This window comes from Mesorhizobium sp. M9A.F.Ca.ET.002.03.1.2 (genome assembly GCF_003952365.1).
Classification (GTDB): Bacteria; Pseudomonadota; Alphaproteobacteria; order Rhizobiales; family Rhizobiaceae; genus Mesorhizobium.
Genome location: NZ_CP034443.1, coordinates 6,254,008 through 6,267,761 on the forward strand (window position 1 = coordinate 6,254,008; position 13,754 = coordinate 6,267,761).

A 13,754-nucleotide genomic window follows, 5' to 3' on the forward strand; every position below is an offset into this window, starting at 1 on the left:
AGCTGGTTCGCCAACCCATTTCCTTCGTATTCTCTCGTCTGGTCTGGCGAACCTAAGGATCAGGAAGAGGACTAGTTTAACACAAACGGTGTCTCTGTCCTGTCCCACAAAAGTGTCGATGAAGGCATATTGACCAGGTCGTGAGCGCGACCAGTTTGACCGAAACCTGTCTGTCGATCTTGGGGATAAACCCGCACATAGCGGTCATTCCCATCTTCGACTTCAGGTCTGGCGTGACGACGCCCTCAAAAACAGATGCCTTCAATGATAACTCCCGTTGGCGCGTTGCGACAGAAACTCGCTCACAGAAGAAAATTTGCGGACGTCATAGAGGATTGAGGGATCACAAGCCCCACCACCACGGCCTGTTAATGGCGCTTGGTCAGGTGCTTCAGCGATTGAGCACAATGTAGATAGACAGATATATATGTGTTTCATTGCCGAGGTTTTCTATGAGCGAGCAAAATCGATATTCCCGGCGCGAGCGCATGACGATCCTCGGCGATGTCGAAGCGGCGTCCTTTCTACCGTGGATCGAGCGTCATGCCGCCAAGCTCGGGCTCGCGCAGGCCATATGCGTCGCCGGTCCCGATTGGATCGAGCTCGACGTCGCCGGTCCGACGGAACTGATCGATATGATGGAGATGGGATGCTCCCTTGGACCAATCGATGTCTGGGTCGAGGCTATCTGCCGGACGCCGATCGACAACGAATCGAGCTAGGCTTTGAAGCCGGTGGCCTTGCCTGGGAGACGTAATGCCGCTTTTTTAGGCATTATTGTCAGTGAGGAAATATTGTGCAAACGTGACCGGGCTTATTAGCAAATCCCTTGACCGCGAAGCTGTGCTCGGGAAGATGCTGATGTCGTTTGAAAGTTGACGTATGCCACCCTATCCGACCGGCTCATGGATGCCAGTAGCCCTCTCTGCGGACTTGCCGGCGGGAACCGTGATGCCGGCGCAATCCCCAGTCGGACCGATTGCCCTTTGGCGAAGCCGCTCCGGCCGTACGGCGGCCTTTGCCGACCGATGCCCTCATCGCGGCATGCGCCTTTCCCATGGCTTCGTGCGCGGTGAGGCCCTGTCCTGCATCTATCACGGCTGGAGCTACGCCCAGGCGGGAAACTGCTTGCGCATCCCGGCCCATCCGGGGCTGGCGCCGCCGGAGACGATTCGCGTCGCGACCCAGGCGGTCGAGGACAGCGGCGGTATCATATGGATTGCCGTCGACGAAGCCGCTGCCCTGCCGCCGCGGCTCGACGGCCTTGCCCCGTTGCGCTCCATGATGGTGGAGGCGGACGTCGCGGCGCTGGAGGCGGCCGCGGGCGCGAAGGCCGAGGGAGGCCTGCTCGACCATTTCCACAATGGCCGGACCCTGCGCCTGCTGCTTGCCTCCGAAGGGGAAGCGCGGACGCTCATGCATGTTCTGGTGGGCGAGGACAGCAATCCGACCGAGCGGATCGCCGCGTCGCGGGCCGCCGAAACGCTGCGGCGCGTGGCCGAGGGCATTCGGCGCGACAGGGTCGCCAAATGACCCGCAACGCGATGATCGACGAATGGTATCCAGTCGGCCTTGCCAGCCAGCTCGATGCGCAGGGGCGCAAGACGGCCCTCATGGGCGAAGCGATCGAGGTGCGGCTCGGCGACGACGGAAACGCCAAGGTCACGGGCGGCGGCGGACGTGCCCTGCCGATCTGCGTGCGCTATGGCCATGTCTGGTCGTCGCCCGGCAACCCGCAAAAGGCGCTGTTTGCGATCCCCGAGGCCGATCAGCCTGGCCGCCGGCTCGTCGATGTCGGGGTGGTTCGCGTGCGCTGCTCGCCGTTGCGCGCGGTAGAGAACTTCCTGGACATTGCGCATTTTCCGTTCGTCCATACCGACATATTGGGGGCCGAACCGCATACGGAGGTCCAGAACTACAAGGTCGAGATCCGCGAGGACGAGGACGAGGTTTGGGCGACCCAGGTGAGGTTCTACCAGCCGCAGGCCGCCAAGTCGGCGGAAGGCGGCATAACCACGGAATACATGTATCGCGTGCCCGCGCCGACCTGCTCGATCCTCTATAAGACCTGTCCGCCGCGCCCGGGCGAATGGGACGTCATCACGCTTTTCGTGCAGCCTCTTGCCGAAGACCTGTGCGACGTGTGGCCATGGATGGCGCTGTTCGACGACGAGACGCCGATGACAGACCTGATCCATTTCCAGCAGACGATCTTCGTCCAGGACCGATCGATCCTGGAAAACCAGATTCCGGGGCTGCTGCCGCTCGATCCCGGCATGGAGATTCCCACGCGAGCCGACCTCACCTCGGTTGCCTACCGGCGCTGGCTGAAGCGCCATGGCTACACCTACGGCGCGCAACTGGTGGCGCAATGAAGCTCTACGACTACGTGCTGTCGCCGAGCTGCTACAAGGCGCGCCTGATGGCTGCGCTGGCCGGGGTGAAGCTCGACATCCGGCCCGTCGACTTCCATCCCGGTGCCGAGCATCGCGGTCCCGAACTCATGGCGCTCAACCCGGCGGGTTCGATCCCGATCCTGGAGGATGGCGACCTCGTCCTGACCGAATCCTCGGCCATGCTGGTCTACCTCGCAGCGCAGGCGGCGCCGCAATGGCTGGGCAGCGATACCGCCGGAGAGGCGGCGCGCGTCCAGCAATGGCTTTCCTTCTCGCATCGGCTGACCGCCAGCTTGGGGGCGGCGCGCCTGCATGAGATGCTGCTGCGTCCGGGCAATATCGATGTCCTTCAGGGACAGGGGACAACGGCCCTGCGGGAGATGGAAGCCGGCCTCGTCGAACAGCATATCCGCGGCCAGCGCTTCCTCGCGTCGGACCGGCCGACTGTCGCCGACATCGCCTGCTTTCCCTATGTGGCGCTGGCGCCGGACGGCGGCGTCTCGCTCGATCCCTATCCCGCGATCCGGCTATGGTCGCGGGCGATCCGCGGTCTCGACGGCTTCATCGAGATGCCCGGCATCCACCGGCTGCACGAGCTCAGACCCGAGCCCGTCCCAGAAGTAGGCGAGGCCTGACGTGGCGGGCTATCTGTTGAAGAACTGCGCTGCGGTCATCGTGGACGATGGCAACGGTCCGCGCGTCCGTCGCAATGTCGATGTGTTGACCCACGGCCCGGCGATACGGGCCATCGGCGAAGGCCTCGACAAGGGGGAGCTGCCTGCCGGAACTGTCGCGCAGGATGCCGCCGGCTGGTTCGTCTATCCCGGCCTCGTCAACACCCATCACCACTTCTTTCAGTGCTTCGTGCGCAACCGCGCCGATCTGGACTGGACGAAGCTGTCGGTCATCGAATGGCTCGACCGCATCTATCCCATCTTCTCGCAGCTGACCGAGGAGTGCTTCTACCACGCATCAGTCACAGCCATGGCGGAGTTGATAAAGCACGGCTGCACGATGGCATTCGACCATCAGTACTGCTTTCCGCGGCATGCCGGCAAAAGGCTGATCGACCGGCAGTTCGAGGCGGCCGAACTGCTCGGCATGCGCTTCCATGCCGGACGTGGCGGCAACACGCTGCCGAAATCGGAAGGCTCGACCATCCCCGACGCCATGCTGGAAACGACGGACGAGTTCATCGCCGACTGCGCCCGGCTGATCGACGCCTATCATGATGCCGGTCGCTTCAGCATGCGCCAGGTTGTCGTCGCGCCCTGTCAGCCGGTCAACTGCTATCGCGAGACATTCGTGGAATCGGTGGCGCTGGCGCGCGACCGCAAGGTGCGCATGCATACCCATGTCGGCGAGGGCGAAAGCCCGGTCATGCAGGCCCGCCACGGCCTGCGCACGGTGGATTATTGCGCGGAGATAGGCTTCTGCGGGTCCGATGCCTTCTATGCCCATTGCTGGGAGCTGACCCATGACGAGCTGCGCAAGATGGCCGCCAGCGGCACCGGCGTCGCGCACTGCCCGGAGCCGGTCTATCTTGTCGGCGCCGAAATCACCGACATACCGGCGATGTCGGCCCTCGGGCTCAGTGTGGGCCTGGGTTGCGACGGCGCCGCCTCGAACGACAATTCCAATCTGATGCACTGCATCCATTCCGCCTACATGCTGCAATGCCTGTCGGCCTCGACACGTGCGCATCCGGTGCCGCCGCCGGCCGATTTCCTTGGCTATGCGACGACCGGGGGCGCTGCGCTGCTCGGGCGCGGCGACATCGGCAGGCTGTCGCCCGGCATGGCCGCCGACCTGTTCGCCATCGACACGCGGCGCATGGACTATGTCGGCACGCGGCATGATCCGCTGAGCCTGCTGGCCAAGGTGGGCATCGGCACGCCGACCGACATGACGATGATCAACGGCCGCATCGTCTGGGCCAGGGGAGAGTTCCCGGGGCTCGACGAGGTAAGCCTGTTCGCGCAAGCCGAGGCGGCGCTCGCGACCGTGGAATTCTAGAAGCCAAAACCAAAAGCAAGGGGAACCGACATGCTGACAAATCTTACCCGCAGAACAATGATGAAGGGCGCTGCCGCTACCGGGCTTGTCGCCGCGGTGGGCAGCCGCGGGCTTGCCGCCGACGAACCGCTGGGCATCGTGCTCGTGGTCCCGTCGCCGGTCGGCGATGTCGGCTGGGGCCGTGCGCTGGCCGACGGGCTCGAGCCGGTCAAGGCCGCCTACGGCGACAAGGTGAAGGTCACCATCATCGAGAACATACAGGAAGGCCCCGACGCCGACCGCATCATGAACAAGGCGGTCGCCGACGGGAACAAGTTCCTGATCGCCGGCTCCTTCGGCTACCAGAACGGCGCCCTGCAGATCGCGCGCCGCATTCCCGACGTCACCGTGCTGCATGCTTCCGGTTTCCAGGTGGCGCCGAACTTCTCGCCCTTTGCGGCCCAATATTCCCAGGGCACCTATCTGATGGGCATGGCGGCGGCCGCGCTTTCGAAGACCGGCAAGCTCGGCTCGGTTTCCGCCTTCGCCATTCCCGAGCTGATCACCTCCATCAACGCGTTCACGCTGGGAGCACAGGCTGTGAAGCCCGATGTCGAGGTTTCGGTCGTATGGGTGAACTCCTGGTTCGACCCGGCCAAGGAGCAGGAAGCCGCCAAGGCGCTGCTGGCGCAGAAATGCGACGTCATCTTCTCCAACGCGCAGGACACGCCTTCCGTCGTTGCGGCTTGCGAGGAGGCCGGCATCCCCGCCTTCAACCTCAACTCGTCGATGAAGAAATACGCGCCCAAGACCTATCTCGGCTGCGTGGCGACCGATTGGTCGCCCTTCTTCAAAGCCTCGGTCGACGCCCACCTTGCCGGTACCTTCAAGGGCGCCAGCGCCTTCTTGGGTGTCGGCGACAAGGTCGTCGAAGTCGTCGACTGGAACCCGGGCATCCCGGCCGACATGATGGCCAAGATCAAGGAGGTTGAAGCCAAGATCGCCGACGGCGGCTTCTCGCCCTTTGCCGGTCCGATCGCCAAGGCCGACGGCAGCGAAGGCGTCCCCGCCAGTAAGACGATGACCGAGGCCGAGATCGTCGCCATGGACTGGCACGTCAAGGGTGTCACCACGCCGCTGCCAAAGTAACCATGACCGCCCCGCTTCTGTCGCTGCGCGGCATCTCCAAGAGCTACGGCCAGATCCATGCCAATCGGGACATCGATCTGGACGTGGCTCCGCGCTCGATCCATGCGATCCTCGGAGAGAATGGGGCGGGCAAGTCGACGCTGATGAAGCTGATATACGGCGTCGAGCAGCCGGACGCCGGAACAGCGACCTGGAAAGAAGAGACCCTCGCGCTTGCGTCCCCGGCGGACGCGAGGCGCAAGGGGATCGGCATGGTCTTCCAGCATTTCTCGTTGTTCGAGACGCTGACGGTGGTGGAGAACGTCCAGCTGGTCGTGCCCGGGAAAAAATCGGATCTTGCGCAAGGCATCCGCAAGCTCGGCCGCGACTTCGGTCTGGAGGTAGATCCGCTTGCCCATGTGCACGCGCTCTCGGTCGGAGAGCGGCAGCGGGTGGAAATCATCCGCTGCCTGATGACCGAACCGCAACTCCTGATCCTCGATGAACCGACCTCCGTCCTGCCGCCGCAATCGGTGGACAGGCTGTTCGAGACATTGCGGCGGCTGCGCGACGGCGGCGTGTCTATTCTGTTCATCTCGCACAAGCTGGAGGAGATCCGCGCGGTCTGCGACCGCGCGACCATTCTGCGCGGCGGGCGCATCACGGGCCACGTGGATCCGCGCGACCACGACGCGCACGACCTCGCCCGCATGATGATCGGCCGCGACATGCCGCAGCCCATGCCGGCGCTTGCGCATTCCGGCGGGGAAAAGCGCCTTGAAATCCTCGGCCTCGACCATCGGCCGGACGATCCCTTCGCCGCGGCGCTTTCCAACGTCAGCCTGACGGTCCGGGCGGGCGAGATCCTCGGTATCGCGGGCATATCGGGCAACGGGCAGAGCGAACTCGCGGCGCTGATCTCGGGCGAAACGGTGCTGCCGCGCGACAAGTCAGAGCGTATCTTCATGATGGGAAGGGACGTCGGCGCGCTCGATGCGGCGGCCCGCCGCCGGCTGGGCTTCGCCTTCGTTCCGGAGGAACGGCTGGGCCGCGGCGCGGTGCCGGAAATGTCGCTCGTCCTCAACAGCCTCCTGACCGCCCATCCCTCCGGTCTCTTGAAACGCGGCCTCGTCGACACGACCCGTGCGAAGGCCTTCACCGAAGACTGCATCCGGCAATACGACGTGCGCACGCCGGGTTCCGAAACCGAGGCCGGGGCGCTTTCGGGAGGCAATCTGCAGAAGTTCATCGTAGGCCGCGAGATCATGCTGTCCCCTAAATTGCTGTTCGTGGCGCAGCCCACCTGGGGCGTGGACGTCGGCGCCGCATCGGCCATCCGCCGGCGTCTCGTCGCCCTGCGCAACGAGGGCATGGCCATCCTGGTCATCTCGGAGGAACTGGAGGAACTGTTCGAGCTCTGCGATGCGATCCAGGTGATCCATCAGGGCCGGCTGAGCCCGCCGCTGGTGACGCGCGACACCAGACCCGAGGAGATCGGCCGCTACATGATCGGCGCGCATTCGACGGCCGAAAAGGTCCCTGCATGAGCGCTGTGTCCCGGCCGTTCCTTCCCGTTCTGGTTCGCCGGGAACACGCCTCGCTTGCAATCAAGCTGGTCGCCCCGCCCGCCGCTCTCGGCCTGGCGACGCTGCTCAATCTCGGGCTCTACCTCCTGATGGGCCGCGATCCGGTCGCCGTTTTCCACGCGATGCTTGTGGAGCCCTTCCTGTCCTGGGCCTCCTTCTCGGAAGTCCTGCTGAAGATGGGGCCGCTGCTGCTGATCGCCCAGGGGCTTGCGATCGGCTTTCGCGCCAAGGTCTTCAACATCGGCGCCGAGGGCCAGTTCATCCTCGGCGCGATCTTCGCATCGGCCATTCCCATTTGGCTCCCGCAGGCGACGGGCCAGTGGATCTGGCCCGCCATGCTCGTCCTCGGCGCACTGGGCGGCGCGCTTTGGGCCTCGCTCACGGCGTTCTGGCGCGTGCGGCTCAACGCAAACGAAATTCTCGTTTCGCTCATGCTGGCGCTCGTTGCCGCGCAGGTGCTCAACTACCTGCTTCTCGGCCCCTGGAAGGATCCGGCCGGCTTCAACTTCCCGCAGTCGGTGATGTTCCAGTACGACGCGATGGTGCCGATCCTGATCCCCGGCACCCGCGTGAACGTCTCGCTGCTTATCGCCTTCGCGTTCTCCCTCGCGGCCTGGGTGTTCATGCAGAGGAGCTTCGCCGGCTACAAGCTGCAGGTCGGTGGCCTTGCGCCGCGCGCGGCCGGATACGCCGGCTTCAACGAAGGACGCGCGATCTGGCTTTCCCTCCTCATCGGCGGCTTCGCGGCAGGCCTCGCCGGGGCGGCCGAGGTGGCCGGGCCGCTCGGCCAGTTGCAGCGCTCCATCTCGACCGGCTACGGCTATGCGGCCATCATCGTTGCCTATCTCGGTGGCCTTCACCCGATAGGCATCGTTTTTTCCGCGCTGCTCGTGGCGGCCCTCTATATCGGCGGCGACAACGCCATGGTCTCGGCAAATCTGCCGGTCGCCGCGGTCCGGGTCTTCCAGGGCAGCCTGCTGCTCGCCTATCTCGTCGCCATCGCCTTCGTCCGCTATCGGCTCGAATGGCGCCATGCCGCCCCCGGAAGCGCTCCATGAATGCCCTCGAGTTCATCGTCGCCGGAATGCTGGCGGCGGCCACGCCGTTCCTTTTGGCGGCGCTCGGCGAAATGGTGGCCGAGCGGGCCGGCGTCCTCAATCTCGGCGTGGAGGGACTGATGACCATGGGGGCGGTCATCGCCTTCATCATCGTCTATCACGGCGGCGGTCACCTCCTGGGTTTCCTCGCCGCGGGCCTCGCCAGCGCGGCTCTTTCCCTTGTCTTTGCCGTCATCGCGTTGGGGTTCCGCGCGAACCAGGTCGCGGTGGGACTCGCCATCGGCATACTCGGCCAGGGCCTCTCGGCACTGTTCGGCAAGACCTATGAGAGCCTCACGGTCAAAGGCCTTCCGAAGCTTTCATTGCCCTGGCTTTCAGATATCCCGGTCATCGGCGGCCTGTTCGCTCAGGACGTCGTCGTGTGGCTCTCGCTGGCCGCGACCGTCGCCATCTGGGCTATATTCGCCTACACCAAGACCGGCCTTGTCGTGCGCGCCGTCGGCGAGAATCCCAAGGCGGCCCATGCGCTCGGCTATCCGGTGATCGCCGTGCGCTTCGCCGCTGTCGCCTTCGGCGGCGTGTTGGCGGGTTTCGCCGGTGCCTACGCGGCCGTGGTCTACACGCCGCTGTGGGCCGATGGCATGATTGCCGGGCGCGGCTGGATCGCGATCGCGCTCGTCGTCTTCGGCACCTGGCTCACCAGCCGTATCTTCCTCGGCGCCTGCCTCTTCGGCGCCGTTTCCCTGGCAAGCCTGGCGGCCCAGGCGACCGGACTGGACGTTTCCTCGCAACTTCTATCGAGCCTGCCCTATCTCGTGACAATCGTCGTGCTGGGCATCATTTCTTCGAACCGGCGTCTGCTCAAGCTCAACGGCGTGGCTTCGCTGGGAGAGCCTTTCGAACAATAGTGTCGCTCGCCGCCCAGGCGCGCAATAACCCGACATCTGAGCGCAGGTCGCACCGTCCCTGGGGCATGAAGGGCTGCACGCAATCCTCAAGACCATGCCTTAAAATGCTGAGCTGATCCCGGGCCAATCCTGCCGGCAATGCCAGCCTGACCGACACCGCCTTCGTCCGACGTCACACCAATTCCTGCTACTTCACGATGGTGGCGGTTGACGATGATGGCAGGCCGGCAGAGGTGCCGGCTTCAAAAACGATGAACGCAACGCACCAACGCCGGTTGCGGGCAGCGGAACTTCGCCGCGAACTGCGTCGCGAGTTCGAGCAACGGTTCGAAGCGGTTGGCAGCTAGGCTCAGGACCCATTAATTGGTTGAGTTGTCGGCTGGGTGATGATTCAAGGTGGCAGGAGGATGCCACCTTGACTGATTTGCTGATGTTGACCCCGGAGCAGATGCGCCGGATTGAGCCCTATTTCCCGCTTTCGCATGGGGTTCCACGCGTGGACGACCGGCGGGTGCTGAGCGGCATCCTGTTTGTGATCCGCAATGGATTGCGCTGGCGAGATGCCCCTGCCGGCTACGGTCCGCACAAGACCATCTACAACCGCTTCATCCGCTGGAGCCGGCTGGGCGTGTTCAACCGCATCTTGGCCGAGCTAGCCGCGCAAGGTGGCGGTACCGAGAGGCTGATGATCGATGCCACTCATCTCAAGGCGCATCGAACGGCGGCGAGCCTGCTCAAAAAGGGGCTCTACCCCGATGTATCGGACGCAGCCGGGGCGGGCTGACCACCAAACTGCAGGTGGTTTGCGACGGCAAGGGGCGGCCGCTGCTACTCTATCTGAGCGAGGGACAGGCCAACGATCACAAGACTGCTGCCGCAGTTCTCGAGCAGCTACCGCACGCCAGCTTCCTGCTCGCCGACAGGGCCTACAGTTCCGCTGCCTTCCGGCAGGCGCTGGCAGATCGAGGCATCACGCCGTGCATTCCTCCTCATGCCAAACACCGCACAAAGCACGTATACGATCCAATCCTCTACCGACAGCGCCACAAGATCGAGAACATGTTCGCCCGGCTCAAGGACTGGCGTCGCATCCCCCGCTACGACCGATGCGCTCACACCTTCCTGTCAGCCATTGCCTTCGCCGCAGCATTCATCTTTTGGATCAATGAGTCCTGACCCTAGCTGTGGAGCCTCAACAGGTTGTCCTCGGACAATCCGAGGCGACTGATGGGTGTTTTGGATTTTAGGCTGCCATGCGGGCGGTGCCAATTGTATCGGTGCAGCCAGACGGGCAGCTCGGCAGCACGGCGATCTGAGGTCGTGTAGGCTCTTGCGTAGGCCCATTCTCTGAGCGCGGTCTGGATGAAGCGTTCGGCCTTGCCGTTGGTCTTGGGCGTGTAGGGCTTGGTTCGGATGTGTTTGAGGCCGAGGGCTTTGCAGGCGGCGCGGAAGGCGCGGCTTTTATAGCAGCCGCCGTTGTCGGTCATGACCCGTGAGGTGGTGACGCCAAGGCTGGCATAGTAGGCGATGGCGGCGTTGAGGAAGGCGACGGCGCTTTCCTTTTTCTCGTCGGGCAGGATCTGGCTAAAGGCGATGCGGGAGGCATCGTCAATGCAGACGTGGACGAACGGTTCTGTCGCAAACTCGGGTGAGGGATGCGATCAGCGTGGGCTCGGCGAGCGGCTGTTCACCGACGAAGAGATTACCCATGAAGACGGAGCATCCGGGGAAGGCTGGGCAGTAGATGGTTTGGCTCGTTCCGAGCGCCTTTCATCAGCGCCTCGGAAACCGGGCCGACATTGCCGCGCGGTGTCGAGCCGAACGTCGAGCAATACTTCCAGAAGAATCGCTGAGCGCCGGCCCTGCGAAGCCAATGGAGCGCGGCTAGCGTCTCGTCGACGGCTTCGTCTGCCGGAGCGCTGCGACATTTGAGAGCGATAATTTCGAGTGACGCGGTGTTAGCGGGCGGGTCCGCCGGCACACCCACGCGCAGCGATACGCGTGCGCCAAAGTGCGCCAGCAGGCCGGCCAGATCCGTACCGCCAGTGAAATCATCTGCTATTGCGCCGAAAAACGTCGTCATGGCCCTTGGTCCGTCTCGCTATTCGTTCTGACTGGTGCCGGGCAGGGTCAGGTTCGCATTATGGGCGTAGACCTTTGCCACTGCAGCGTCGTCCTCCCGTCCCAGCCCCATCCCCGCCGCACAGATGAATTGTTGCAGAGCTGCGGCAGTCAGGGGTGCAGCGAACCTTGACGTCCGCGCGACGTCGAGAACGATACCAAGATCCTTGGGCCAGATGTCGATGGCAGAGCGTGGAGTATAATCGCCAGCAACGACATGCGGCGCCCGGTTTTCCAGCATCCAGCTGGTCCCAGCACAAGCGGGGATCACCTCGAGGAAGGTCCCGGGGTCTATTCCTTGGGTCATCGCGAAGGTGATCGCTTCGGCCATGGCTGCTATATGGATGCCGGCCAGCATCTGGTTGACAGCTTTCATGGCAGATCCTGCGCCGGCGCCGTCTCCGAGTTCGAAAACCGTTTCGGCCATCGCGTCGAGCACGGGTCGCGCCGCTGCGAATGCCTCCGGCTTGCCAGAGGCCATCACGGACAGCTTACCCTCGGCCGCCTTGACCGATCCCCCCGAAATGGGAGCGTCCAGGAAATACACGCCGCGCGCTGCGCACCGCTCGGCGGTACTGCGCGCATAATCTGGTGCAACCGTCACACACATGATCACGACTGCACCTGGGGCGAGCTGAGGAACCAGTCCATGCTCGCCGAACAGCACCGTTTCGGTTTGCGCTGCGTTCAAGACAACGATGACCGCCGCATTCAGTTCAGGCGCGGCGGACATGACGTCCACATCAGACCCGCCTTCGGCACGCAGGCGCTCGACTGCTTCAGGGTTGATGTCGGCTCCATAAACGTTGTGACCCGAACGAAGCAGTGACGTGGCGATCCCGTATCCCATGGAGCCAAGTCCAATTACGCCGATTTTCATAGCCGATTACTCGCTGTGTTGCCGATTGGTGAAGTGTTGGACCCGCGGATCGCCGCGATGACTGCGTCGGTGACCTCACGGGTCGTGGCCTTTCCCCCAACGTCTGGCATGATCATTCCTGCGGCGCAAACGTCCTCGATGGCTTTCATCAGGCGAGAGGCAGCGTCTATTTCACCGAGATGCTCCACCATTAGAACTTGCATGTTCTAGAGCAAGTGCGCGGAGGCATACGCTTCGCGTATATTATGTAGGCGAAGGACCCGGCGCTCTAGCGACCGCATGAGAAGTCGAGGGCCTCGCGAGTCAACGCTCGGATGCGCGAAACCCTGGCTCTTCCTGGTTTCGATGATCTCGCCGTCGGGGATTCGTGCGTTAATCATACCTTCCTTCCGCCCCGCCTGGGGGTCGCTTTCACAAGGGTATGCGCCCGCCGTATCAAGATATTGCCGGAAACGTGACGACGAAGCAGGCACCGCCGCCGGACGGCGATTCGTGGTGCACGGTCGCGCCGTGATGCAAGGCGATCTGGCGCACCAGGGACAGGCCGAGGCCCCAGCCGCCGGCCGTCTCGCTGCGGCCCTGTGGTCGGAAGAATGGCTCGAAGACGCGCTCGCCGGTACCTTCCGGCAGGCCCGGTCCGTGATCGCGCACCTTGAGCACCACTGAGCCGCCTTCGGTTCCCACATGCGCGGTGACCGGCGGACTGCCATGTCTCTGCGCGTTCTGCATGAGATTGCGAACCAGCCGCGTGAGCAGTGTCGGGTCGCCCGACACGACGCCGGGTTCGCCTGAGACGTCGACACCGGAGCGCGCGCCTTCCTCGGCCGTGAGCGCCAGCAGATCCACCGGCTCCACCCGTTCCAGCTTCTCGATATGGTCGAGCCTGCTGGCAAGCAGGATTTCCTCCACCAGCGCATCGAGTTCGGCGAGGTCGCGCACGATCTCGTCGCGCATCGGGTCGCTTTGTCCGTTGGCTTCGAGGTCGATCGCCATGCGCAGGCGCGCAAGCGGCGAGCGCAGCTCGTGGCTGGCATTGGCAAGCAGCGAGCGGTGCGCGGCAAGCAGCCGCTCTATCTGCCCGGCGGCGCGGTTGAAGCTCGCCGCCACCGCCGCCACCTCGTCGTTGCCACTCACGGCGACGCGCGTGTCGAGAGCGCCTTCACCCCAGCGATCCACGCCTTGGCGCAACGCTTCAAGGCGGCGTGTAAGGTGGCGCACCACCGGAAACGCGGCGAGTCCTATCACCCCGGCGATCAGCGCGAGATAGCCAAGGGGGTTGCGGCCGGCCGGGCCGAACGGCATTCTCAGCCGCGCCGCGATCACCCTTCCGTCCGGCTGCCGGCTGATCAGCAGGTGTTGCCCGCCGGGATGCATGCTGCGCCGGGATCCGATCTCTTGCGGGGGGATCGGCCGGCCAGCCGCTGCAAGTAGCCGACCCTGCGGACCGTAGACGGAGATGTCGGCATCGAAGGCCGCCGAAAGCCGCTCGGCCGTCGCCTGCAGCAAGGCCGGGTCGGAGTCCGCCGGCAGCATCGCCTCGATGAAAGCGTCGCGCCGGCCACTCCAGCCGGCATGTTCGCGCTCCTGGCCCATGTGCACGAAGATCCCGCTGGCGATCGCCACGACCGCGAGGCTGGCCAACACCGTGAGATAGATCTTGACGAAAAGGCTGCCGCGCATGG

Annotated in this window: 12 protein-coding genes and 4 pseudogenes; 11 read left to right on the top strand and 5 right to left on the bottom strand. The window is 64.1% G+C overall.

Annotated features, from left to right (window positions below):
* The first annotated feature begins 452 nt into the window (after positions 1 to 452).
* The 11 genes and pseudogenes from EJ066_RS30435 to EJ066_RS30485 all read left to right on the top strand — a co-directional run bounded on the left by EJ066_RS30435 (position 453) and on the right by EJ066_RS30485 (position 10,247).
* Positions 453 to 722, top strand: coding sequence for an acylphosphatase (locus tag EJ066_RS30435; protein WP_126043572.1), 270 nt, complete (start codon positions 453 to 455; stop codon positions 720 to 722).
* A gap of 160 nt (positions 723 to 882) precedes the next feature.
* Positions 883 to 1,533: a Rieske (2Fe-2S) protein gene (locus EJ066_RS30440; protein ID WP_126043573.1), complete on the top strand. Its 651-nt coding sequence runs from the start codon at positions 883 to 885 to the stop codon at positions 1,531 to 1,533.
* Complete coding sequence (locus EJ066_RS30445) at positions 1,530 to 2,375, top strand: aromatic ring-hydroxylating dioxygenase subunit alpha (protein WP_126043574.1); 846 nt, start codon at positions 1,530 to 1,532, stop codon at positions 2,373 to 2,375. The genes EJ066_RS30440 and EJ066_RS30445 overlap by 4 nt, the downstream gene beginning before the upstream one ends.
* Positions 2,372 to 3,031, top strand: coding sequence for a glutathione S-transferase family protein (locus tag EJ066_RS30450; protein WP_065011385.1), 660 nt, complete (start codon positions 2,372 to 2,374; stop codon positions 3,029 to 3,031). Before EJ066_RS30445 ends, EJ066_RS30450 begins: the two co-directional genes overlap by 4 nt.
* A 1-nt stretch (position 3,032) precedes the next feature.
* Positions 3,033 to 4,412 (top strand): amidohydrolase, encoded by a 1,380-nt coding sequence (locus EJ066_RS30455; RefSeq protein WP_126043575.1) that lies wholly within the window; start codon positions 3,033 to 3,035, stop codon positions 4,410 to 4,412.
* A gap of 33 nt (positions 4,413 to 4,445) precedes the next feature.
* The gene (locus tag EJ066_RS30460; protein WP_189644582.1) at positions 4,446 to 5,540 is read left to right on the top strand and encodes a BMP family ABC transporter substrate-binding protein; all 1,095 of its coding nucleotides are present in this window, start codon (positions 4,446 to 4,448) and stop codon (positions 5,538 to 5,540) included.
* 2 nt (positions 5,541 to 5,542) lie between these two features.
* Positions 5,543 to 7,066: an ABC transporter ATP-binding protein gene (locus tag EJ066_RS30465; protein WP_126043577.1), complete on the top strand. Its 1,524-nt coding sequence runs from the start codon at positions 5,543 to 5,545 to the stop codon at positions 7,064 to 7,066.
* Positions 7,063 to 8,163, top strand: coding sequence for an ABC transporter permease (locus tag EJ066_RS30470; RefSeq protein ID WP_126043578.1), 1,101 nt, complete (start codon positions 7,063 to 7,065; stop codon positions 8,161 to 8,163). Before EJ066_RS30465 ends, EJ066_RS30470 begins: the two co-directional genes overlap by 4 nt.
* Entirely contained in the window at positions 8,160 to 9,071 is a 912-nt protein-coding gene (locus tag EJ066_RS30475; protein ID WP_126043579.1) for an ABC transporter permease, read from the top strand. The genes EJ066_RS30470 and EJ066_RS30475 overlap by 4 nt, the downstream gene beginning before the upstream one ends.
* 167 nt (positions 9,072 to 9,238) lie before the next feature.
* Positions 9,239 to 9,418 (top strand): annotated as a pseudogene (locus tag EJ066_RS32305) (acyl-CoA thioesterase); the annotation flags it as partial.
* Positions 9,419 to 9,486: 68 nt separating this feature from the next.
* Positions 9,487 to 10,247, top strand: a protein-coding gene (locus EJ066_RS30485) for an IS5 family transposase (RefSeq protein ID WP_126043580.1) whose coding sequence is annotated in 2 segments (ribosomal slippage) — positions 9,487 to 9,820 and positions 9,820 to 10,247 — 762 coding nt in all. Because the reading frame shifts where the segments join, the coding sequence is not laid out codon by codon here.
* Positions 10,248 to 10,249: 2 nt separating this feature from the next.
* Here the strand turns inward: EJ066_RS30485 and EJ066_RS30490 are convergent.
* The 5 genes and pseudogenes from EJ066_RS30490 to EJ066_RS30510 form a co-directional block, all read right to left on the bottom strand.
* Positions 10,250 to 10,699, bottom strand: a pseudogene (locus EJ066_RS30490) (integrase core domain-containing protein); the annotation flags it as partial.
* 43 nt (positions 10,700 to 10,742) lie between these two features.
* A pseudogene (locus EJ066_RS30495) lies at positions 10,743 to 11,154 on the bottom strand (four-carbon acid sugar kinase family protein); the annotation flags it as partial.
* A gap of 18 nt (positions 11,155 to 11,172) precedes the next feature.
* Positions 11,173 to 12,072 carry an L-threonate dehydrogenase gene (ltnD, locus tag EJ066_RS30500; protein ID WP_126043581.1) on the bottom strand — a complete coding sequence of 300 codons (900 nt, stop codon included), beginning with the start codon at positions 12,070 to 12,072 and terminating at the stop codon, positions 11,173 to 11,175.
* A pseudogene (locus EJ066_RS32310) lies at positions 12,069 to 12,263 on the bottom strand (hypothetical protein); the annotation flags it as partial. The gene ltnD and the pseudogene EJ066_RS32310, both read right to left, overlap by 4 nt.
* A gap of 244 nt (positions 12,264 to 12,507) precedes the next feature.
* Positions 12,508 to 13,752, bottom strand: coding sequence for an ATP-binding protein (locus EJ066_RS30510; protein ID WP_126043582.1), 1,245 nt, complete (start codon positions 13,750 to 13,752; stop codon positions 12,508 to 12,510).
* Positions 13,753 to 13,754 lie beyond the last annotated feature (2 nt).

Bases quoted from the DNA above. Each gene is read 5' to 3' on its own strand.
- EJ066_RS30470 (WP_126043578.1), top strand. From the start codon at position 7,063: ATGAGCGCTGTGTCCCGGCCGTTCCTTCCCGTTCTGGTTCGCCGGGAA.
- EJ066_RS30440 (WP_126043573.1), top strand. From the start codon at position 883: ATGCCACCCTATCCGACCGGCTCATGGATGCCAGTAGCCCTCTCTGCG.
- EJ066_RS30445 (WP_126043574.1), top strand. From the start codon at position 1,530: ATGACCCGCAACGCGATGATCGACGAATGGTATCCAGTCGGCCTTGCC.
- EJ066_RS30450 (WP_065011385.1), top strand. From the start codon at position 2,372: ATGAAGCTCTACGACTACGTGCTGTCGCCGAGCTGCTACAAGGCGCGC.
- EJ066_RS30465 (WP_126043577.1), top strand. From the start codon at position 5,543: ATGACCGCCCCGCTTCTGTCGCTGCGCGGCATCTCCAAGAGCTACGGC.
- EJ066_RS30510 (WP_126043582.1), bottom strand. From the start codon at position 13,752: ATGCGCGGCAGCCTTTTCGTCAAGATCTATCTCACGGTGTTGGCCAGC.
- EJ066_RS30475 (WP_126043579.1), top strand. From the start codon at position 8,160: ATGAATGCCCTCGAGTTCATCGTCGCCGGAATGCTGGCGGCGGCCACG.
- ltnD (WP_126043581.1), bottom strand. From the start codon at position 12,072: ATGAAAATCGGCGTAATTGGACTTGGCTCCATGGGATACGGGATCGCC.
- EJ066_RS30435 (WP_126043572.1), top strand. From the start codon at position 453: ATGAGCGAGCAAAATCGATATTCCCGGCGCGAGCGCATGACGATCCTC.